The organism is Ruegeria sp. CDSA034 (assembly GCF_059612275.1).
Genome location: NZ_JBXWQH010000001.1, coordinates 702,719 through 723,091, shown reverse-complemented (window position 1 = coordinate 723,091; position 20,373 = coordinate 702,719). Strand labels below are relative to the sequence as shown.

Genomic DNA, 20,373 nt, shown 5'->3' with positions numbered 1-20,373 from the left:
CCTCCTGCGACACTATTTATCTTGAACGATCGTTCGAAATAAGGCAAATTAGTTTTTGAAATGGCACAACACGCTGTAAAAGAAAGAAAAAGGGCGCCTTCGCAGCGATCCATTGCGGCACGGGAGCGTATTCTTGACGCTGCGGAACTGGTCTTTGCCGAGCAGGGATTCGACGGTGCCTCGATTCGCGACATCGCCGAGCGGGCGCAGGTTCAGAAGGCCAACGTGAACTTTCACGGCGGTCCAAAGGATGAGCTTTTTGAACGCATCGTTGCGCGTCGCGCCAGTGAACTATCGCAAGAGCGCCGTGAAACCATCAGCCGATTGGAGGAGTGCGGCGATTGGGACGCCGCGGACCTGATGTCAGCCTTCATGAGGCCGTTTTTGGCCCGCGCATTCAGTAATGATCCCCAATGGCTGGCCTATGCGCGCATTGTGGCGATAGTTTCCGCTGATGCGCGTTGGCATACGCTGGCGAAAACCCATTTTGATCCCGTCGCCTCGCTGGTCGTTCAAAAGCTGTGCACAAAATACCCCGAGGCCGACCCAGCGAACGTTGCCGGGGCGCTGGTTTTTTCGGTGTCGTCCATGCTGGCGTTGTGCACGTCGGAATGGCGGATCAGGGCACTTTCCGGCCCTGACCATAAACGCGACGCCGAGGGTGCAATCCGGAACCTGTTGCAGTTCTGTCATGCTGGGCTCACCGGTGTTTTGGATCCTTCCGGGTAATCCAGCGACCATCAAACAACTTCGCCCCAACCCGCTCAACTTGAAGTTACGCATAGGACCATATCAAATGGTCCCGTGCGTTATTATCTAGTGATTAACAAAGATTAACGATTTGGAGCGTGGGGTGACATGACAGAGAAAAGGGACCGACTGACCGCGGAGGAGGCGAGGGGTCTGCGGACGGCCAAAGAGCTTGAGGCGCATCTAGCGTGGTTGGACACGTTCACGCCCGCCGCTTTGGGTGTTTTGGCCATAGCCTCAGGTATTTACACTTACCTTGGCGTTTCATCATTGCTGGAAGACAATGGCGCGGTGACCTTCTTCGCTGCGGTCGCCTATTCGATCGCAGTGTCCGTCGGCATCTTTGTGTTCTGGAGCTATATGCTGCGCTTACTGCCGTCGATGCGCACGGCCAGTGGTTTCATAGGCCTGACGGTCTCGACGATCGTTGGATCCGTTGCAATCATCGCCATGTCCAGCTGGCTTAACGCTGCTGCCCTGGCCGGCGCGGCTGCGGTCGAACAGCACCTTGAAAACACCGTGCGCGACTACCAGGCGGCGCTTGAGCAGGCGCATGACATTGCACTCAGCGGTCAGGCGCTGGGGCGCGAGGTCGAACGTGCGCGTCAAAGCTTCGAGGAACTGGCCGAGCTGGAGCAATCCGGTGATCTTTCGGGCACGGCGGGCCGTGGGGCAGTGTTTCGCGTGCTGACCCAAAAGGCCGAAGAGCTGCGCAATCTGGAAGAGCAGATCGCCAATCAACAGCCGCTGATCGAAGATGCGTTCCAGCAGGGCAACGAAATCCTCGCCCGAATGCGTGAGCTTACCGTTGCCCCGGGGCCGGTTGATCGCCGGTCAGTGCAGTTTTCCGAAGAAAGCGTGAAGCTGGCCGGGGTGATTTCGCGTCTGAACCAATACAACGTGGCGCCGCTTGTTGCGCGCGCTGCCGGGGATTTGCCGTCGTCGGTCGTGCTGCCCGAACTTGATGGGCGCAGTTCCGAGGTGCGCGATGCCCAGTCATCGACCATCAACTCGGTCCTGAACGCACTTGATCAGCGTGGCAAAACCCTTCGGACCGCTGCTGAAGAGGTTCTGGAGATCGAGCCGCCAATTGAGACGGCCTATAATCCCATTTCCAGTGCAGATGCGGTAATCAAGTATGCGCACAACTTTGTGCCGTCCTGGGCCGGAGCCATCGCAATCGACCTGCTGCCAGCCGTTCTTGTGTTCGTGCTGGCGATCACCCAAGCCGCTATCCGAAGCGGGAAGGACGGTATGAGCATTGAGGACACGTTAACGCTGTCTGACCTGCGCGCGGCCATGAATGCGATGAAAGATGTCGAGGCAACCATGGGCGTCGCAGATGCCGCAATTCTGGATCGCGCCACGCCGAAAAAAGACGAAACATAATGGGCTTCCTGTCCCGAATTGATGTGCGCAGGGGGCTGCGATACGTGCTGGTGTTCCAGCTGGTGATCGCAGGTATTCTGATCCTGTCGGAAGTGGCCGACGTTGTTTCCAACCCGTTTACGCCAAGGGTTGAACTGCCGACAGGCCCCATCTCGCCAGGGGATCAGCGGCGCGAGTACCGCACTGACCGCACCGATCCGTCGCTGTTGCCGCAGGACCAACCGCTGGATGTGCCGGTGCCTCAGAGCTTTCCCAAGCGGTTGGAATTTATTGAAAAGCAAGCCGGTGATCTGGGGCGGGTCCTTCTGGTGAGCGGTCAGATCGAAACAGGTGATGCTGATCGGTTCGATACCTATTTGTCCGAGATGCAAGAACAACCCGACCTGATCGCGCTGCACAGCCCGGGCGGCCAAGTGTCCGAAGCTTTGTTGATCGGCGCGCAGATACGCGAGGCCGGGTTGTCATCGGCCGTACTGCCCGGCGCGGTCTGCATGTCCGCCTGTCCATATATTCTGGCCGGTGGGGTCGCGCGTATCGTGTCACTGCAAGGCATTGTCGGACTTCATCAGCATTACTATGACCAACCGCGCCTGATCCCCGTGGTCTTTGCCGTTGAAAGCATCCAGAAAGGACAGGGCGAGACGATGCAGCATCTGATCGACATGGGTGTCGATCCTGCATTGATGTTGTATTCTCTGAACACGCCGCCGGATCAGATCTATGCCCTTGTAGAAGATGAGCTGACAAGCACCGGTATTGCAACGCAAATTCTGGAATAGCAAAAAGGACCCGACCAGCGGGTCCTTCTTATCAATCCTGCAAGACAGAGATGAGCGCTTCGGCCAGCGGCAACGAGGAATATCCGTGCCGGGAGGGTGTTAGACCCAGCCGCACAACGACCATGTCTTGGGATGGAAATACGCCGATAAACTGCCCGTCATGCCCCTGAAGCCAGACGGCATCTTCATAGGGTGGTAACCCACCCGGAGAGTCCAGCCACAGATGACCTTTGGCGTACATTCCGTCAGATGCGGCAACCGGCTCAAACATCCAGTCCGTAAAACCCTCGGGCAGGATTTGTTGGTCGTTCCATTCGCCTTTCTGCAATAGAAGTTGCCCAAAACGCGCCCAGTCGCGCGCAGTGGCATACATATAGCTGGACCCGACAAATGTGTCCGCCGCGTCGGTCTCGAGCACGACGGATGTCATGCCCAATGGTTCGAACAGAGCCTCTTGCGGATAGGTTAGGCTGCCATCGGTCAGCTTGTTCTGCCAGACGCGCGACAAGGCTGTGGTCGTCCCCGATGAGTAGTTGAAGTCCGCCCCAACCTCACTTTCCGCCGGACGGCCCGAGACAAAACCTGCCATGTCATCATTAAGATACAGCATCTTGGTCACGTCCGAGACGTCGCCATATTCCTCATTCCATTGCAGACCGCTGGACATGGCCATCATGTCCTTAAGGGTGATGTTTTTGCGTCCGTCCTGTGCCCAGTCCGGATAACTGTCGGTCAGCGTATCCTCCAGCGACATCTGGCCGGATTTGATCAGGGTACCGATCAAGCCCGCAGTAACCGTCTTGGTCATCGACCACCCAAGCAAAGGCGTGTTTTCGTCAAACCCCTCCGCATAGGTCTCGCCAACGATACGCCCACCCCGCACGACAACCACTGCGCGGTATCCTTCGCCCAGAAGGGTGCTATCTGCCAGGATACGCGCAACTTCAGGATCTTGTGACAGTAGAACTTCGTTACCGACGGGCCAGATTCCAGTGGGCAAGGGCTCAATCGCGGTCAGGGTCGCGTCGCTGAGCGTCGCGTCATGGACATTGGTGCAGCCAAGCCCCTCGCGATATTGCGAGGTCGCGGGGGCAAAGAACCGGAAAATACGTGCCGTCACGGTTTGGGCTTCGGCGTCCACGTCGATCGAGATCTGCCTAAGCAGTGGATGCCCCGGGGCCTGAACATCGACGGTCAAAACCTCTTCCGGGTCGCGCCCGGCTATGAAGACGTTGGAACAGACGATCTTGGCCGAATAGTTCGTCCCAACCTTCAAGAGGTCAGGCGGGGCGATCAGCAGATAGCCCACAATTGCGACGACACCCAGAATAAGCGTGCCTGCGATGATTTTCAGCGCTTTGATGATCAATCGATTTTCGAACCGGTCGTACCGGCCCCCTCCCGTTTCTCTCCGGATTTCGTCCGAGTTAAGAGCGTATCGGCTTTGGTTACCACCATTCCGTCGCGTAGGTTCCGGCCAATTTCAACTGTTGACCCGCCTTTTTCGTTTCACTTGACCAAAGCCTTGGGGTCGTCCTTGATGGTGACAAGCCCTGTCGGTCACGCCGGTAACTGAACCGGCAATTCCGATATCCTGGGCGCAATCAGGGAACGTTCGCTTGAATGAGCCCTGTTTGGATGGACGCAAGTGAAACGATTGCATGTCTGAAATCGAGATCTGGCTGGAAAAAAACGGCCTGTCAAAATACGCCGAGGCCTTCGCCCGTCATGAAATAGTGGTGGGTGATCTGCCTGAGCTGACAGAAGACGATCTTGTCGCAATTGGACTGCCGCTTGGGCCAAGGCGACGGTTTGCAAAAGCCTTGCGCGAACAATCCGGGGCTGGCGTTCCGTCACTACATTCGACCCTCAGCCCGACAATCGTTGCCGAACGGCGGCAGTTGACTGTCATGTTCATCGACCTCGTCGGATCCACCGAGATCGCGCAGCGCTTGGACCCCGAGGATCTGGCCGAGGTTCTGCGCCTGTTCAAGGAAACCTGCGCGGCGGCTGTGGCTGCGTATGACGGCCATATCGCAAGTTATTATGGCGATGGCATTATGGTCTTTTTCGGCTTTCCGCATGCGCATGAGGATGACCCCGAACGCGCGATACGTGCGGCGCTGAGGATCATTGAGGAAATGCCGGAAGTTCGGACCCACGCAAAGCTCGAAGTGCGGATAGGGATCGCGACGGGGTTGGTCGTTGTCGGCGACCTGCGCGGTGAAAACATGTTCGAAGACGGCACCGCCATGGGCGAAACGCCAAACCTGGCAGCGCGCCTTCAGGCTATGGCCGATCCGGGCACTCTGATCGTCGCTCCGACCACGCACCAACTGGCAGGCGACGCGTTCGAGTATGTTTTGCGCGGTGCGTTCAAACTCAAAGGCTTCGCGAAAGAAGTTGAGGCCTGGCAGGTCACAGGAACACGAGAGACGATCAGCCGGTTCATGACGACGGACAATACCGCGTTGCGCCCGTTGATTGGACGCGACCCGGAGTTTGACATTCTGCGCAGCAAATTGGCGCTGGCCCGGGCAGGCCAGGGGCAGGTCGCATTGGTATCCGGCGAAGCAGGTATCGGTAAATCCCGCTTGATCGAAGAGCTGCGTTTGGGTGTTGCCAAGGCAGAAGCGTTGCAAGTGCGGTTTCAGTGCTCACCATATCATGAGACAAGTGCGCTCTACCCTGTGATCCGTCAGATTGAAAACGCTGCGGACCTGCGTGTTGAAGATACAGGAAGTGTCCGGCTCAGGAAAATTGCCAAACATCTGGAAGATCCGCCTGACCACAGCGTGAAGCTGGCAGCGGCACTTTTGTCTGTCCCATTCGAAGACCAACTTGGTTCGCTGGATCTGACACCACAGCAAGTCATGGATCAGACCCTGGACATGTTAGCCGGTCAGCTTATTGCACGGGCCGCGCGAAAGCCCATCCTGTGCCTCATTGAAGACGCGCATTGGATTGATCCGACGACGAAAACCTTGCTTGACCGGATCGTGGACCGAATTCAGGAAGTACCGGTTCTGATCGTCATGACGTACCGGACGGCTTTTGATCCGAATTGGGCCGCCAAGCCCAACGTCACTCATGTCCCTCTCCGGCAGTTGGATTTCGCGCAGGTCCGCGAGATTGTTCATCAGGTGGCTGGGGATAAGCCGATCTCGCCCGAAATGTTCGGCGTGATCGCGGGGCGGACGAACGGTATTCCCCTCTATGTTGAAGAGGTGACAAAGGATTTGCTGGAATCTGGTCAATTGGCCGATCGGGCAGATGCACTTGGGTTGGATGGCGCGCCCGGTCCCGCGCCTTTGGTCCCCAGCACGTTACAGGATGCGTTGATGGCGCGATTGGACCGTTTGAGTTCGGCGAAGGAAGTCGCACAAATCGGTTCCGTGATCGGCCCGCATTTCACCTATCAATTGATTTCCGGCGTGTCCGGGTTTGGGGATAAAGCGTTACGCGCGGGTCTGGATCTGCTGGTCGACGCGGGCATTGTCACCGTGGCGCAGAAAAAGGCAGAAGAGACATTTGCCTACCGTCACGCTCTTATTCGTGACACGGCCTATAACAGCCTCCTGAAAAGCGAACGCCGCGGGTTGCATGCGCGCGTAGCAGAGGCCTTGCATCACGGAACGCATAGTCACGCAGATGCAGGCCCCGAAGTTCTGGCGCACCACTACACCATGGCGAAAATGCCCCGCGAGGCCATCGAACAGTGGCACCTTGCAGGTCAACGCGCAGCCGAGCGCTCTGCGAATGTCGAAGCGGTGACCCAGCTGGGACATGCGATACAGCAGTTGCACGAGTTGGAAAGCACCGTTGAACGTGACCGCAAAGAGGTCGAGATACAAGTGCTTCGCGCGGGCGTGACCCGTTCGACGGCTGGCATTGCCGCCGACGAAACGGGCGCTGTCTATGCCCGAATTCGAAAGCTGTGCAACCGCTTGGACGAGACCGAGAACCTGTTTCCTGTTCTCAATGGCCTTTATTCGTTCCATCTGGTGCGGGCCGAATATGATTTGGCAAAGGACGCAGCGCGGCAAATCCTCGATCTGGCAGGTCAGTCTGACGAGGCGCATCATGTCATGATTGCCCATCGCGCGATGGGGGCGGTCTTGCTGCATATCGGTGATCTGGACGCGGCGCATGAACATCTACAGTTGGCGATGGACCTTTATCAACCCGATCTGCATGGACGGCTTGCTTATGTCTACGGATCCGACCACGCAGCGATAACGTCGTGTTTTTTAAGCATGGCGCTGTGGTTGAAAGGCGATCCTGACCGAGCCGTAGATATCCAGCGAAGGGCAGTCGATGCCGCCAAGGACCTAAAGCATGCCCACAGTATCGCCCAGGCGCTGACCTATCTTTGCATGTTGCATACTTTGCGTCGTGAACCGGATCATGTTTTGAAAGCCGCTCAACAGCTTGAAGAGGTGTCCGAGAGGCACTCGTTTACCTTCATGACTGTTACTGCCAATCTGTGGCGCAGTTGGGCGACTGCTTATGATCTGCCGACCTTTAACAACATCAGCGCGGTACGTCAGGCGGCCGAGGCCTGGTGGGGCAGTGGTGCGGGGAACTACAAACCGTTCCTTTTGACTATAATCGCCGAGCTGATTTTGAAAGCCGGTGATCCCGAGGGTGCCCAGCAGGTATTGATCGAGGCACGCAAGCACCAGAAACTAACCAACGAAGGCTGGGCTCAGGTGGAAACGGACCGGGTTCAGGCGCGTTTACTGCAGCAGCAAGAGGCCGCGAAGTAGAGGTCGCTCCAATCAAAACCCGCTGACGCGTTCAACCAACCAGTATATCGACACGCAGCCGATGGCATATCCTGTGACGGGTACGGCGACTACGCCAGCCCTTTGGGAAATTGCGGGCAGCGTAAGGCGCCACACTAAGATCAGGGCCGACAGAACGGCAATAAACAAAAGTTGACCGGCCTCAACCCCGATGTTGAAAGCCAGCAGTGCGGCGAAGATATCCTCGGTTGGAACTCCAATATCGGCCAGCGCGCCGGCAAACCCCAGCCCGTGCAACAGCCCGAAGCAAAAGCAGACGATCCAGGGATATTGTTCGGACAGGCGCAGCTCACCATCTTTTCGGTTGAGGATTTCCAGAGCGAGGAACACGATTGACAAGGCGATCACGGCTTCGACCGGTGGGCCGGGCACGTTCAGAACGCCTAGTGTGGCAAGCGCCAGCGTAATGGAATGCGCGACGGTAAAGGCGGTCACCGCCCCGACCAGGCGCCATGGGTCGCGAACCAGCACAAACAAGGCGAAAACAAACAGAAGGTGATCCCAACCTTCTAGAATATGTTCGAACCCAAGGCGGAAGTAACTGCTCAGAACCGACCAGGTCGTTGGCTGTTCTGGTATGATCAAAGCAGGCGTCTCGGGCGTGAACCGCAAAGTGGATGGTTCCGACGAGATGGGTTGGATGCGCAGCAGAACGTCGTTTCGTTGTTGCCCCAGCCCTTCAATGGTGATGGTGTGACCGGCGATATCGTCCTCGCATTCAAGAACCCAGGTCGCGATCCAAGCTGTTCCGTCGGACCGTGGCTCGGGTCCTCGGTTTTGGGCACAGTGAGCGGGGAGGATGGCATTGATACCCATGGGGCGGCCATTCACATCAGGCTTGCGCCATAGCACTTGCCAGGTGTTGCTCGCCAATTGCCGCAGGTCCAAATAACCGGGGTCAAGTGCATGTGCATGTCCCGCTTGTGCGGCGAACATCAGCCAGCCCGAAAATAACAGGCAAAAGAGCCGCTTCATTCGACCGTCTTGCCCATGTCGGGTGTTTCGACCTGGTAATTCGACGCCAGGTTTTCATATTGCGCCTGCGCTAGGTCCGACCCGGCTTCGCGGCGCCATTCCAGTAAAACGGTATCGCGGATATCTTCCAGCTTTGGCAATATGGGGTCTTGTTTGTCTGTAACGCGAACGACGTGGATGCCATATGCGGATCGGACTGGGCCGGACCAGTTGCCTGGCTCCAACGAATTCAGAGCCGCCGAAAAGCCAGTGCCAAAGTTTGCGTCCACCACTCGCACTACTGTCAGAGGCATAGACTTTGGAAGTAAAGTTGTCGATCCGATGCTGCTCCAGTCCTGCTGAGTGTTTGCAGCCTCGATCGCGCTTTCGATGGCATCCAGATCAGCGTTCTCGTTCAGGTAGATCTGATCAAAAGCAATCTGTGCCGGTTTGGTAAACCGTTCCGGGTTTTCGTTCAGAAAGGTTTGCAACACTTCGGGCTCGGGTTCGATCGAAGCTGCGATTGCGTCAGTTAGAAAATCCATCTTCTGCGCCAGGCGAGCACGGATGACCTGATCACCTTGATCCAGACCCAGCTTGCGTGCTTCGCGCACAAGAACTTCTTCGCGGATCGCCCCGTCTATCAGGGCCTGTAACTCATCTTCCGTCGGTGGGCGGTTCCAGCTGTTTTGGAAACGTGTTTTCAGGAGGGCGACATCATTACCGTCGACTGTGATCGTGTCGGTTTCTTCAGCGACGTCCTGTTGCGGGGAAACCCATGCAAACCAAGCGAAAATGGCAACCCCGATCAAAATGAAGTGGAATAACGGCTGTTTTAGAATTTGCATTCGGGTTCTCAATGTCGTGTCGCAATATTGCCGGGCGGGATTGACCGCCCGGCAATGTCATTAGTGTATTGTTCGGTTATTCGCTAGGTGTGTACCAGATTGGCGACGAATACGCGCGCTCTTGATGGATCAGCTGCGCCTCTTCCGGCAATTCAATACCGAACCGGACCTTGTCGTACAGGACCCAACGGGGTGTGGGGATTTCAAGCGCCCGGACATAGTAGAAGGCCCGCGCATTTGGATCAAAGTCTGGATCGGCCCAAACCGACACAAGCTCGGCGGTTCCAATCGTGTTACTCCAGCTGGCGGTTTCGATATCGACGGTGTTGCCGACAGCCGGGACTTTGCCGTTTTCATCAGCAGCCCGGTCATCCGACCATGCAACGTCGTAGACTTTCTCGTGCAACTCTCCTTCGCCATCGAGCCACCCTTTTACGACCTGTACCCGGTCCAGATTGGCCCCAACCGGATCGCGTAGCGCTGCAATCAGGAATGAAGGCGCTCCATCACCTTCGTTAGGGCGTAAGTCCGAGCCCATCGGAACGCCTTTGGTGTAGCCAACGTCCGCAAGGAACCGGGTCTCAAGATCTGCTTCGTCAAATTCCCATCCACCAAAGAACCGCAGACCGATCCGAGGACCAGTCGTGGCATAGGTTTCACGCCGTTTGAAAGCATCAAAGATCGCGGAACGCGTGTTCTCGGTGGCCCAGACGGCAGTGTAACCAGATGCGACAAGAAGGTCGCCGGGGATTTCGCCAAGATCATTGGCGATGAAGGGGTGCTGGATTCTTGTGGCCGACGGTTCAACGCTGACGGATTTTCCGAAAAAGTTGTCCTCTTCAGCTGTTGCCAGCGATGTGTGGCTGTCTGTTGCCCCACCCATTCCGAACTTATAAGGGTTCACCCCGAATTTTTCTTCCAGCATCAGGCCACGTTTCAAGGCTTCTCTGGCATATTCACCGGCCAGCATGTCCTCTGTTTTCAGCTCGGTAATGTCGAGGTTGCCGACGTCCCAGTTTTCATAGTCCGCAAATTCGTCTTCCGGGCTTAGGAAGGGGTGTGCTTCTCCGTCGCCTTTGATTTGGGTGACCTCATAATGCGGCTCCCACTTGGCGCGGTTCTGCACGTATTCTTCGTCTACCTTGCCGCCGTGATAAGTATCCTCAGTGGGGAACATCCAGCCATTTGACAGGTTGCCGTTATGTGCAAAAGCAACCGCGCGACCGCCGGTTTTACCCTGATATTCTTCAAGCCACGCATAAAGCGCCTTGGGGTCGGTGTCGCCGTAAGGAGGCTGAGTCACGGGTGGCACCATTTGCAGTGCCCGAATTGGTCCGTCACGTAGCATGACATTGCGGTGCAGGTTGAACCCCTTGGGAACGGACGTCCATTCAAACCCAATAAAGGCGGTGAAATTGCCGGGGTCGTTGTGCCGTTCCGCTGCCATAACGATGTTTTCCCATGTAAATGCGAATGCGTCCGCGCCTGGGCTGTATGACTCAAGTAGGATTTCCGGCAGGGTCATTTGAGAGAAATTTGTAATAATGTCGAAGGCCGCTTTCCCGGCTTCTTCACCGCCTGCTTTGTATCCCTCGTACCACTCCAAGCCTTTTGGGTCACCAATAACGCCAGGTTTACCGGCCTGCAGGTCCGGGGCGAAACCCATCAAATCAGTATGATCCGTCAGCACCATCCAATCCAGGGGCCGCGCCAGCCTGACGGCCTGACCGGTTGACGAAATAACTTGTTCCCCCTTTGCGAACCGCCATGCCTCATCAGGAAGCAAGGTGTTTCCGAATGCGCCCGCATCCAGCGACAAACCGGTGTGCAGGTGTGTGTCACCCCAGAGTGGCCGTTCAGGAAATGATCGGTTGGCGTAAGGCGAATATGGGCGGTCGGCAAAGGTGCCCTCGGCAGCCTCTTTGCTGGGGACCGCGTCTGCCCATACAAGTGATGGTAATGTCAGCAAAGAGATCAAACAGGTTGTAAGTCGAAGCATTGAATCCTCCCCAGGTCGTCGCGCAAATCGAATATCGTAAATTCAGTATATTCATTTCTTATAATGTATTGGACGAACTTTTGTACTGATTTTTCTACCATGGGACCTGCATCCAGCGCAGGCCGGTGCCTTTTGCGGGTGGGGGTGCTTGGATAACCAACTCAAATACAGCTCGAATACGGGTAAGGTCGCCCCGAAAGTTGTAGCGAAACAGAAGTATCCACGCCGGTTTTGTGGTTTATGCTTGCAGGCCCGAACCGTCGCATACCGCATCGGAAACTGTGGTGCGATCACGCCAGGGTATACCCCTGCGCGCCCAGTTGGTTCTGGCAGGAGTTGAGAAATGGATCGAACAAGGCAACGAATTCCAGTGGCTTGCCGAGTTCGGTAGCAAGGATCACATTAGTTGAGGTCGCAAACTTGTCCACGACGCTGTCTTTTATCCGGCCGAGCCTTTCGTCTACAAAAGGAACGTCCTGAAGACCGGTCCAGTAAACCACATCCAACACCTGACCTTGCGTACCTTTCTCAAGGACGAAATCCTCGTACGCCTGTGCAAATTCATGTGCTACCGGATCATCGGCGATCTCGGGGCCGTAGACGTCGCGGATCACCTCCAGCGCATGCGCTGCGATGCCATGCCCTTTGATCCCCCGATATGCCAGGCCAAGGCCGACGACCCCTGCACCTAACGCGATTACCTTGCGACGGGAAAACTTCATGTAACCGCCTCCGATGCGCGAAGCGCCAGCGCCGAGATTGTCAGCGACGGGTTGGCGGGCGAACAGGTGGGGAATGCACCCGAGCCAAGTACAAAGACGTTGGGTGCGGAATGTAGGCGCAGCCTGTCGTCAACGACTGAGTCTTCGGCGGAAACGCCCATCCGGTGCGTGCCCTGGATATGAGCGTCAGATGGCAGAATGTCTGAAAACCACAGATGTTCGATTGTGTCCGGAATTATGTCGGGCAGACCAGTCTTTACTCGCTCTATACCGCGTTTGGCATAGTCGGAATATCCAGTCCATTCGATGACTGGTTCATCATCTTCCAAAATGACGCGGTTTTCGGCGATGGGAAGATCTTCAACTGCTAGGCGCAGGTTAATACGGTTTGCCCATTTGCCTGGTTCTTTTCGGATCGATACAGGTGCGTTTATGGTTTCGATGAGCACCGCTGCGGACGTTCTACGATCTACGTCATGGTAAAAATGATAGCCAAGTCCGGTTTCCGATGTGCCACCAAAAAAAGCCTTTAGTTTGGCTGTGTCCACTAGGACTTTCACTGCCGCTTGTTCGTGAAGGTACCGTCCTAGCGCGTCATTGCGAACGTCCGAGCGTTTCAAAATGGCTGCGTTGAATATTGCATTGGTACCCAGCGCAACTGTGTCGGCGCGAAGGCGCACTTCATTGCCATCGTTACTTTTGACGCGAATACCGCGTGCGCGTCCGCCTTCGATATCTACCGCCCTCACTTCGGTGCCAAGTAGGTAGTGCGAACCAGGATGGGTGAGTTTGTCGAAACTGTTCAATACGGTAAATTTGGAGTCGATAGGACACGTCCGACATACCCCGTTTGCACAGCACGTTGGTCGTGAACCGCCGTTTGACGTCGCGTTGGATGCAGGTACCCATAGGGGCGAAGATTCCTGTAAAGCAGCATCAGCACGCGAAGGAGTATGTGCGGGGTAGGGAAATGGCTTTCGGCGTGGAAGAATATCCTGTGACTGACCGCCGGCAACTTCGATGATATCTTCGACACGTTCCCAATAAGGTTCGAGATCATCGTAACTAATAGGCCAGTCAATACCGACACCAAACTTGCTGTTCAGGGCAAAGTCGTTTGGATGGAACCTGGGTACATTGCCCCACCAGTAATTCGAGTTTCCACCAAGTAGAGTGTAGGCGAGCCAATTTTTTTTCAGCCCGGACGTGTTTCTTTGTGTAAAAGCTTCTTGAACCGCGGGGCCGTTTTCGATCTGGTCTGAATGAGTGTATTCATCGCCCTTTTCGACGAACAACACATTCAGGTCCGGCGGAAGCCCATGACCGAAGAACATCGCTGAGAAACTGGATCCTGCGATTATCACGTCCCATTCACGAGAGCTGGCTTCGTCTAAAGATACGCGCTGCATGACAACAGGTTGACCTTTTTACTCATCAAACAAACAAGTGGCTGAAAATCAGCGTAGAATAACAATTCTGCATAGTATGGCATGAAAATGGCCGCGCGCAAGTCAACTGGCCGATAGGGCTATGATCATTGATGGGCAAAGGCGGCCTAATTCGCAAATTGAATAAACATTGGGCGACTCCGGCGCGCGCAGATGCGGTTTGAGGTTGCTGATTGGTGCCCATCACGGGCAGATTGCTGGTGAGGGCAAAGGGACGGACCAGCCAATGACACAACAATCCAAGGGCATGGCTGTCTTTTTGACCGGCAGTTTGATGCGGCACGTGACCCGAATGTCGCTGACCACCAGCATTGGTCTTATGGCAATCTTTGCCGTGGATTTCGTGGACATGGTGTTCATCTCGATGCTGGGCAACGACGCGTTGGCCGCAGCGGTCGGCTATGCGGGCACGCTTTTGTTTTTCACCAACTCGATCAATGTGGGGCTGTCCATCGCAGCCGGGGCTCTTGTCGCCCGCGAGTTGGGGGCCGGGCGGCCCGAAAAAGCCCGGCAATTCGGAACCAGCGTTGCCCTTCTTGGTATTCTGATGGGATTGATTGTGTCTGCCATGGTCATGATTAATATCAAGTTTCTGCTGTCTTTGCTGGGCGCGCAGGGTGAGGTTCTGCAATTGGCCGCACGGTATGTCAGCATCATTCTGCCGACCATGTGGGTGATGGCTGCGGCAATGACGGGTATGGCTGTGTTGCGTGCGCACGGTGATGCGCGCCGGTCCATGCAGGCTACGATTTACGGCGGGCTGGCAAACGCAATTTTGGATCCGATCCTGATCTTTGCTGTTGGTCTTGGCCTGGATGGGGCGGCGATTGCCTCGGTCATTGCGCGTATCTGTATGCTGATAGCAGCGGTCCGGCCCGCCGTGCGCGTGCACCGTGGATTTGCGCGACCGTCGCTGAGGCACTTGAGGGAAGACCTCCAGCCGGTGCGGGCGATTGCGATACCGGCGGTTCTGACCAATGTCGCCACGCCGGTCGGCAACGCCATCGTGATCCGTGAGGTTGCGCAGTTTGGCACCGATGCCGTGGCAGGCATGGCCGTAATAGGACGGCTGATGCCTGTTGCCTTTTCCGTCGTGTTTGCACTGTCCGGGGCCATAGGCCCGATCGTGGGGCAGAACTTTGGGGCAGGGCAATATGGTCGGGTGAAGGGTGCATTCCTGGCAGGCGTAAAATTCACCGCCGTCTATGTGGTTCTGATGGCGGCGGTGCTGTTCGTCCTGCGTGCCCCCATCGCCGACTTGTTTCAGGCCCAAGGCGAGACGCGGGCGCTGATCTATCTGTTCTGCGGGCCGTTGGCCCTGGCGTCGTTCTTCAACGGTGTGATCTTTGTTGCGAATGCAAGCTTCAACAACCTTGGCTATCCCATTTATTCCACGTGGGTTAACTGGGGGAGACATACGCTGGGCACGTGGCCCTTTGCGGTCGCCGGGGCCTATTTGGCTGGCGCTCCAGGTGTGTTGTTGGGGCAGGCGCTGGGCGGTGTGATATTTGCTGCAATCTGCTGGGTAATGGTGCGCGGCGTTGTCTCGGGCCTGACTGCGCCAACAGAGATCGACCCATTTGCCGGGCAAAGCCGGCTGCAATCCCTGTTTGGGCGCAGGGGGTGGTGAACTGTCCCGGGCGCTGGAACACCAATGATTTTTGGTCACCAGAAGCGACTTTTGTCTCCTTTTTTGCAGCCAAGGCATCCTCATTTGCCAATTCATGAATTCGTTGTAAGCTGAACTTATGATTGCAAAAAACGCCAAGTTGTTTCGGGGCGTTGATTTAAATAGCACCTTTAACGACCGAGGATGAGCAATGTCCGGAAGTCTTTTGAAGTACACGCGTGTTCTTGAGATTGTCGGAGACACGATCAAAGTCAGGGTGCCTCTGGACGGATCGACTGACGCAGCAGTGCGTTTCAATGATCTGGCCGTAATCGAAACCGTGGACGGCCACAAGACACTGGCGCAGGCCATTTTTATTGACCGGGATGTTGTCACCCTGCAGGTGTTTTCCGGCACCAAGGGCATCTCGACCGAGGCGACGGCGACGTTCCTGGGCCACCCGATGCAGACGCCATATTCCCAGAACATACTGGGCCGCGTTTTTGACGGCGCGGGTGTATCTATTGATGGTGGACCTGACCTGTCGTCTGAGCCGCGCGTGGATATTGGCGGGCCAACCGTGAACCCGGCGGAACGCGCCGTGCCCAACAAGATGATCCGGACGGACGTGCCGATGATCGACGTGTTCAACACACTGGTCGAAAGTCAGAAAATCCCGATTTTTTCCGTCTCGGGTGAGCCGTTCAACGCGTTCCTCAGCAGAATTGGTGTTCAGGCGGACGCGGATATCGTGGTGTTCGGCGGGCTAGGGTTGATCTTTGACGACTACTTTACCTTCAGGACGTCCTTCGAGGATGCGGGCGTGTTTTCCCGAACAGTGATGTTCGTCAATCAGGCGATGGATCCGCTGGTCGAACGGCTGCTGGTACCCGATATGGCACTGGCCGTGGCCGAAAAATTCGCGGTAGAAGAAGGCAAGCGCGTTCTGGTCCTGCTGACCGATATGACCGCCTACGCCGATGCGATGAAAGAGGTCGGGATCAGCCAGGAACGCGTACCCTCGCAGCGTGGATACATGGGGGACCTCTATTCCCAACTGGCCCGCCGGTACGAAAAAGCCTGTGACTATGCCAAGGGCGGATCGGTCACTGTGCTGACCGTGACAACGATGCCGGGCAATGACGTGACCCATCCAGTGCCGGATAACACGGGCTATATCACCGAAGGGCAGATCTATCTGCATTCGGGCGTGATTGACCCGTTCGGCAGTCTCTCGCGCCTCAAGCAGAACGTGATTGGCAAGACAACGCGCGAGGATCACGGGCAGATCATGAACACCATGATCCGGTTCTATTCCGAAAGCCGAGACGCCGCGCAGAAACAGGCGATGGCCTTTGACCTGTCGGATTATGACCATCAGCTGCTGAAGTTTGGCGACCTGTTCAAGACCCGTTTCATGGACATCAACGTTTCAATCCCGCTGGAAGATGCGCTGGATTTGGGGTGGAAAACTCTGGCCGAGTGTTTCGCACCTGGGCAGCTACTGATGAAGCAGGCCCTGATCGACAAGTATTTTCCAAAGGATGCCGATGGCGCGGTTGCAGCTGAATAAATCGTCGCTCGCGCGCGAGCAGACGCAGCTGAAAAGCTATGAGCGGTTCCTGCCATCGCTGGACCTTAAGCGTCAGCAATTGATGGCAGAGCGCGCGAAGGCGCGCGAAGATGTGCAGCGCCTTCAGGATGAGGTGCAGGAACTGGCGCAAAAGGTTGGAGAAAAACTGCCGATGCTGGCGCAGCAAGGCGTTGATCTGGACGGGTTGGTCGAGCTGAAAGACTACAAAGTCAAAGAGGTCAACGTCGTGGGGGTTAAGATGCCTGCGCTGGACCGGATTGAGGTTGCGGTGCGTCCGTATTCTTATCTGGCCAAACCTCATTGGGTCGATGCGGCGGCCCGGTTGCTGCACGATATGATCGAGGCGCGTCTACGGGTCAAAGTGGCCGAAGAGCGGGTGAAGATATTCGATAGGGCTGTGGCCACCATCACCCAGCGTGTCAATCTGTTCGAAAAGGTTCTGATCCCGCGCGCCAAAGCCAACATCAAGAAAATCCGCATCTATCTGAGTGATGAGCAGATGCAGGCCGTCGTGCGCTCGAAAATCTCGAAACGCAAACATGCGCAGGAGGCTGTGTCGTGAGTGTTGCGAGGCTCAAAAAACTGTCGCTGGTCGGGCAAGCAGGCCAGAAGGCTGCGACCCTTGAGGCGCTGCAGAATCTGGGCTGCATGCACGTCCTGCCGCTGGCTTCGCCACCCGCTGAGCCGGAAAAGATCAGTGAGCGCGGCGCGCGCAATGCCTATAAGGCGCTGCGATTCCTGCATGACGTGTCCGAACCGCGCCGCCAGATACAACGCGACCCCGGTTTTGAAATGGAGCAGTTCGTCAAGGATGTGCTGGACCTGATGCAACGGACCCGTGACATGACGGACCAAAGGGATTTTCTGGCCAACCGGATCGCGCAGGTTCGCCCTTGGGGGGACTTGGATTTTCCACCCGACGATGTTTTAGCGGGGAACCGGTTGTGGTTTTATCAACTGCCACTGAAGTATCGCGATGCGTTGGAGGCCTTGGATATACCCTGGGCCATACTCGAGCAGGACCATAGGTTCATCTACGCCGTACTGATTGTGCCAGATGAGCCGGATGACGATATCCTTCCGGTTCTGCGCACGCACACCGGATCATTGCCCATTCACGAGCTTGAGGCACAACTGGAAGAAGCCGAGATCGCGATCGAAGCGCTTGAGGCTGAACGCGTTGCGCAAACCCGATACCTAACACTGATGCGCCGGAACCTTTCGGTTGCCGAAAGCGCGGCTGAGCTGGCCCATGCCACGCAAAAGGTGCGCGACGAAGAGGCGATGTTTGCCCTTCAGGGCTGGGTGCCCGAGGATCGTATAGATGCGGTTCTGGACATGGCAAACGCTAAGGATGCCGCTGTGCTGATCGAAGAACCCGGCCCCGAAGACAGCCCGCCTACTTTGTTGGAACAACCAGAAAAGCGCAGTGCTGCCGTGGACTTGGCGCTGTTTTATCAAGTGCCGGGTTACAAGGACTGGGACCCCAGTGTCATCGTCGCCGTTTCATTTGCGGTCTTCTTCGCAATGATTGTAGCCGACGCGGGATACGGCGCGATTATCCTGTTGGGCCTTTTACTATTCTGGAAGCGGCTTGATGCAACACCGGGTGAACGATCCTGGCGACGATTTGGGGTGATCATTTCCAGCGCAACAATCCTGTATGGCGTCCTCGTCGGCAGTTATTTCGGCGTGTCGCCAGCCGAGGGGTCGTTCTGGTCCAAGCTCAAATTGCTCGACCTGAACAATTTCGGTGCGATGATGATGGTCTCGATTGTCGTTGGCGTTTTGCATTTGGTACTGGCCAATGCGCTTGCCGCACGGGCGGCATGGGGGCACCGGAAGGCCATCGCCAATCTGGGCTGGATCGCTGCGCTGATTGGCGGGTTCGTTCTGTGGCTCAGCTACATGAAAGGTAATTCTCCGGTGCCGGGCGCGGCATTTATTGGGATCGGTGCGCTGGCCATCGTCTGGTTCTCAAGCGAGCGGGTCATTAATAAGCCCACCGACTGGGTTTGGCGTCTGATCGAAGGGCTGCAAAGCCTTGCCGGGGCCATGGGCGCATTTGGCGATGTGCTAAGCTACATGCGCCTGTTTGCGTTGGGTCTGGCCTCGGCCTCACTGGCGATCACGTTCAACGATTTGGCGGTTTCAGTCATGCATTCGCTCAAGGGGGTGGGCGTTCTGTTCGCCTTGCTGATCCTGATCATCGGCCATATTCTCAACTTCGCGCTCGCCATGATGAGCGGCGTCGTCCACGGTTTGCGTCTCAATTACATCGAATTCTTTAAATGGGGTCTGCCGGACGAAGGCATTGTCTTTCGACCGTTCGCCCGCAAGGAGGTTCAGGAATGAATGAGCTTGTTTTGACATTGGGTTGGCTTGGCATCTACGCGCCCATGGCGCTGGGCGCAGCCGCCAGCGCCGTCGGATGCTCGATCGCGGGCATGGCCAGTATTGGGGCCATGACGGAAACCGACGGCGGCTATGGCCGCTTTGTCGGCGTTTCGGCCTTTCCTTCGACGATGGTGATTTATGGCATCGTCATCATGTTTACCCTAAACCGCGAGGTGACGCCTGAAAACGCGGGCGGTTTGTTCGGGATTGGTATCCTGTCGGGCATCGCATTGATGTATTGCGGGATCTGGCAGGGTCGGGCCTGTGCTGCGGCGATCAACGCCACCAGGGAAAAGCCCGAGATCTTTGGCCTGGCGCTTGCCCCGGCAGCGATCATCGAAGGGTTTGGCGTGTTCGCCTTTGTCTTTGCCCTTGTCATCAGTGCGGGGATCAGTTGATGGCACAGGATGGCATGATTTCTCATGGCGTGGATGCCTTGATCGATAAGCTGCGCAATGATGGCGTGGCTGCTGGTCAGGCCGACGCCGAAAAACTGCGCACTGAAGCCAAGGCCGAAGCCGCCAAAATTCTGGCGGATGCCAAACGCGAGGCGGACGACTATCAAAAAAAGGCACGCACCGATTCCGACAAATATCGCGCTGCTGGAGAAGAGGCGCTTAACACCGCCATGCGTGATGCGGTTTTGACCATGAAGGGTGGATTGACCGACCGCTTTCGCGAAGATGTCGAACGTCTGGTGACCAAGGAAATGGCTGAGCCGGGCCTGCTGAAACAGATGATTTTGGAGGTCGTCGGCCGCGAATCCGAAGGCGTCAATCTGGATGGCAAGGTGCAGGTTATTCTGCCCGCCAAAGTCGCAACGCAAGAAGACATCAAGCAGAACGCCGATGACATTCAATCCGGTAAGCTGACCAAATACGTCCTCGGCCTGACAGCCGACATGTTGCGTGAACAGGTAGAGCTGCATGCATCGGATGACGCGCAGGGTGGTATCCGCGTGCGGGCCGAAGATCAGGGCGTTGTACTTGATCTAACAGACAAGGCGGTCGCCTCGTTGCTGATGGAGCATCTGCAGCCCCGGTTTCGCGCCGTGCTGGAAGGTGTGATCCGCTGAG

The 20,373-nt window shown here is 56.4% G+C and carries 16 protein-coding genes; 10 read left to right on the top strand and 6 right to left on the bottom strand.

Annotated features, from left to right (window positions below; genetic code table 11):
- Positions 1–60 precede the first annotated feature (60 nt).
- The 3 genes from AC2FLJ_RS03485 to AC2FLJ_RS03475 all read left to right on the top strand — a co-directional run bounded on the left by AC2FLJ_RS03485 (position 61) and on the right by AC2FLJ_RS03475 (position 2,918).
- Entirely contained in the window at positions 61–729 is a 669-nt protein-coding gene (locus tag AC2FLJ_RS03485) for a TetR/AcrR family transcriptional regulator (RefSeq protein ID WP_496704447.1), read from the top strand.
- 129 nt (positions 730–858) lie between these two features.
- Positions 859–2,139 (top strand): hypothetical protein, encoded by a 1,281-nt coding sequence (locus AC2FLJ_RS03480; protein WP_058274775.1) that lies wholly within the window; start codon positions 859–861, stop codon positions 2,137–2,139.
- The gene (locus tag AC2FLJ_RS03475; protein WP_496704446.1) at positions 2,139–2,918 is read left to right on the top strand and encodes a COG3904 family protein; all 780 of its coding nucleotides are present in this window, start codon (positions 2,139–2,141) and stop codon (positions 2,916–2,918) included. The genes AC2FLJ_RS03480 and AC2FLJ_RS03475 overlap by 1 nt, the downstream gene beginning before the upstream one ends.
- A gap of 31 nt (positions 2,919–2,949) precedes the next feature.
- Here the strand turns inward: AC2FLJ_RS03475 and AC2FLJ_RS03470 are convergent, their stop codons facing one another.
- Positions 2,950–4,287 (bottom strand): serine hydrolase domain-containing protein, encoded by a 1,338-nt coding sequence (locus tag AC2FLJ_RS03470; RefSeq protein ID WP_496704445.1) that lies wholly within the window; start codon positions 4,285–4,287, stop codon positions 2,950–2,952.
- Positions 4,288–4,579: 292 nt separating this feature from the next.
- Between AC2FLJ_RS03470 and AC2FLJ_RS03465 the strand changes: the two genes are divergently transcribed.
- Positions 4,580–7,687, top strand: coding sequence for an ATP-binding protein (locus AC2FLJ_RS03465; protein WP_496704444.1), 3,108 nt, complete (start codon positions 4,580–4,582; stop codon positions 7,685–7,687).
- Between the two features lie 12 nt (positions 7,688–7,699).
- Here the strand turns inward: AC2FLJ_RS03465 and AC2FLJ_RS03460 are convergent, their stop codons facing one another.
- The 5 genes from AC2FLJ_RS03460 to AC2FLJ_RS03440 form a co-directional block, all read right to left on the bottom strand.
- The gene (locus tag AC2FLJ_RS03460) at positions 7,700–8,701 is read right to left on the bottom strand and encodes a HupE/UreJ family protein (protein ID WP_496704443.1); all 1,002 of its coding nucleotides are present in this window, start codon (positions 8,699–8,701) and stop codon (positions 7,700–7,702) included.
- Positions 8,698–9,528 carry a peptidyl-prolyl cis-trans isomerase gene (locus AC2FLJ_RS03455; RefSeq protein WP_496704442.1) on the bottom strand — a complete coding sequence of 277 codons (831 nt, stop codon included), beginning with the start codon at positions 9,526–9,528 and terminating at the stop codon, positions 8,698–8,700. The genes AC2FLJ_RS03460 and AC2FLJ_RS03455 overlap by 4 nt, the downstream gene beginning before the upstream one ends.
- 76 nt (positions 9,529–9,604) lie before the next feature.
- The gene (locus AC2FLJ_RS03450; protein ID WP_109311954.1) at positions 9,605–11,527 is read right to left on the bottom strand and encodes a DUF3604 domain-containing protein; all 1,923 of its coding nucleotides are present in this window, start codon (positions 11,525–11,527) and stop codon (positions 9,605–9,607) included.
- A 290-nt stretch (positions 11,528–11,817) separates the two neighbouring features.
- Positions 11,818–12,249, bottom strand: coding sequence for a hypothetical protein (locus AC2FLJ_RS03445; protein WP_282168619.1), 432 nt, complete (start codon positions 12,247–12,249; stop codon positions 11,818–11,820).
- Positions 12,246–13,544 carry a GMC oxidoreductase gene (locus AC2FLJ_RS03440; protein ID WP_496704441.1) on the bottom strand — a complete coding sequence of 433 codons (1,299 nt, stop codon included), beginning with the start codon at positions 13,542–13,544 and terminating at the stop codon, positions 12,246–12,248. Before AC2FLJ_RS03440 ends, AC2FLJ_RS03445 begins: the two co-directional genes overlap by 4 nt.
- 379 nt (positions 13,545–13,923) lie before the next feature.
- Between AC2FLJ_RS03440 and AC2FLJ_RS03435 the strand changes: the two genes are divergently transcribed.
- From AC2FLJ_RS03435 to AC2FLJ_RS03410, 6 genes are all read left to right on the top strand, one after another.
- Positions 13,924–15,327 carry an MATE family efflux transporter gene (locus tag AC2FLJ_RS03435; RefSeq protein ID WP_282168617.1) on the top strand — a complete coding sequence of 468 codons (1,404 nt, stop codon included), beginning with the start codon at positions 13,924–13,926 and terminating at the stop codon, positions 15,325–15,327.
- A 190-nt stretch (positions 15,328–15,517) separates the two neighbouring features.
- A complete protein-coding gene (locus AC2FLJ_RS03430; protein ID WP_109311955.1) occupies positions 15,518–16,879 on the top strand; it encodes a V-type ATP synthase subunit B in 1,362 nt (453 codons plus the stop codon).
- Positions 16,857–17,462, top strand: coding sequence for a V-type ATP synthase subunit D (locus AC2FLJ_RS03425; protein ID WP_282168616.1), 606 nt, complete (start codon positions 16,857–16,859; stop codon positions 17,460–17,462). Before AC2FLJ_RS03430 ends, AC2FLJ_RS03425 begins: the two co-directional genes overlap by 23 nt.
- Positions 17,459–19,255, top strand: coding sequence for a V-type ATP synthase subunit I (locus AC2FLJ_RS03420; protein ID WP_496704440.1), 1,797 nt, complete (start codon positions 17,459–17,461; stop codon positions 19,253–19,255). The genes AC2FLJ_RS03425 and AC2FLJ_RS03420 overlap by 4 nt, the downstream gene beginning before the upstream one ends.
- Positions 19,252–19,695, top strand: coding sequence for an ATP synthase subunit C (locus AC2FLJ_RS03415; RefSeq protein WP_496694940.1), 444 nt, complete (start codon positions 19,252–19,254; stop codon positions 19,693–19,695). Before AC2FLJ_RS03420 ends, AC2FLJ_RS03415 begins: the two co-directional genes overlap by 4 nt.
- Positions 19,695–20,372, top strand: a complete 678-nt coding sequence (locus tag AC2FLJ_RS03410; RefSeq protein ID WP_282168614.1) for a hypothetical protein — start codon at positions 19,695–19,697, stop codon at positions 20,370–20,372. The genes AC2FLJ_RS03415 and AC2FLJ_RS03410 overlap by 1 nt, the downstream gene beginning before the upstream one ends.
- Position 20,373 lies beyond the last annotated feature (1 nt).

What these genes read in the sequence shown, in the direction of transcription:
- AC2FLJ_RS03430 (WP_109311955.1), top strand. Translation starts at nt 15,518, where the DNA reads ATGTCCGGAAGTCTTTTGAAGTACACGCGTGTTCTTGAGATTGTCGGA.
- AC2FLJ_RS03485 (WP_496704447.1), top strand. Translation starts at nt 61, where the DNA reads ATGGCACAACACGCTGTAAAAGAAAGAAAAAGGGCGCCTTCGCAGCGA.
- AC2FLJ_RS03465 (WP_496704444.1), top strand. Translation starts at nt 4,580, where the DNA reads ATGTCTGAAATCGAGATCTGGCTGGAAAAAAACGGCCTGTCAAAATAC.
- AC2FLJ_RS03410 (WP_282168614.1), top strand. Translation starts at nt 19,695, where the DNA reads ATGGCACAGGATGGCATGATTTCTCATGGCGTGGATGCCTTGATCGAT.
- AC2FLJ_RS03415 (WP_496694940.1), top strand. Translation starts at nt 19,252, where the DNA reads ATGAATGAGCTTGTTTTGACATTGGGTTGGCTTGGCATCTACGCGCCC.
- AC2FLJ_RS03475 (WP_496704446.1), top strand. Translation starts at nt 2,139, where the DNA reads ATGGGCTTCCTGTCCCGAATTGATGTGCGCAGGGGGCTGCGATACGTG.
- AC2FLJ_RS03455 (WP_496704442.1), bottom strand. Translation starts at nt 9,528, where the DNA reads ATGCAAATTCTAAAACAGCCGTTATTCCACTTCATTTTGATCGGGGTT.
- AC2FLJ_RS03450 (WP_109311954.1), bottom strand. Translation starts at nt 11,527, where the DNA reads ATGCTTCGACTTACAACCTGTTTGATCTCTTTGCTGACATTACCATCA.
- AC2FLJ_RS03480 (WP_058274775.1), top strand. Translation starts at nt 859, where the DNA reads ATGACAGAGAAAAGGGACCGACTGACCGCGGAGGAGGCGAGGGGTCTG.
- AC2FLJ_RS03445 (WP_282168619.1), bottom strand. Translation starts at nt 12,249, where the DNA reads ATGAAGTTTTCCCGTCGCAAGGTAATCGCGTTAGGTGCAGGGGTCGTC.
- AC2FLJ_RS03460 (WP_496704443.1), bottom strand. Translation starts at nt 8,701, where the DNA reads ATGAAGCGGCTCTTTTGCCTGTTATTTTCGGGCTGGCTGATGTTCGCC.
- AC2FLJ_RS03435 (WP_282168617.1), top strand. Translation starts at nt 13,924, where the DNA reads ATGACACAACAATCCAAGGGCATGGCTGTCTTTTTGACCGGCAGTTTG.
- AC2FLJ_RS03425 (WP_282168616.1), top strand. Translation starts at nt 16,857, where the DNA reads ATGGCGCGGTTGCAGCTGAATAAATCGTCGCTCGCGCGCGAGCAGACG.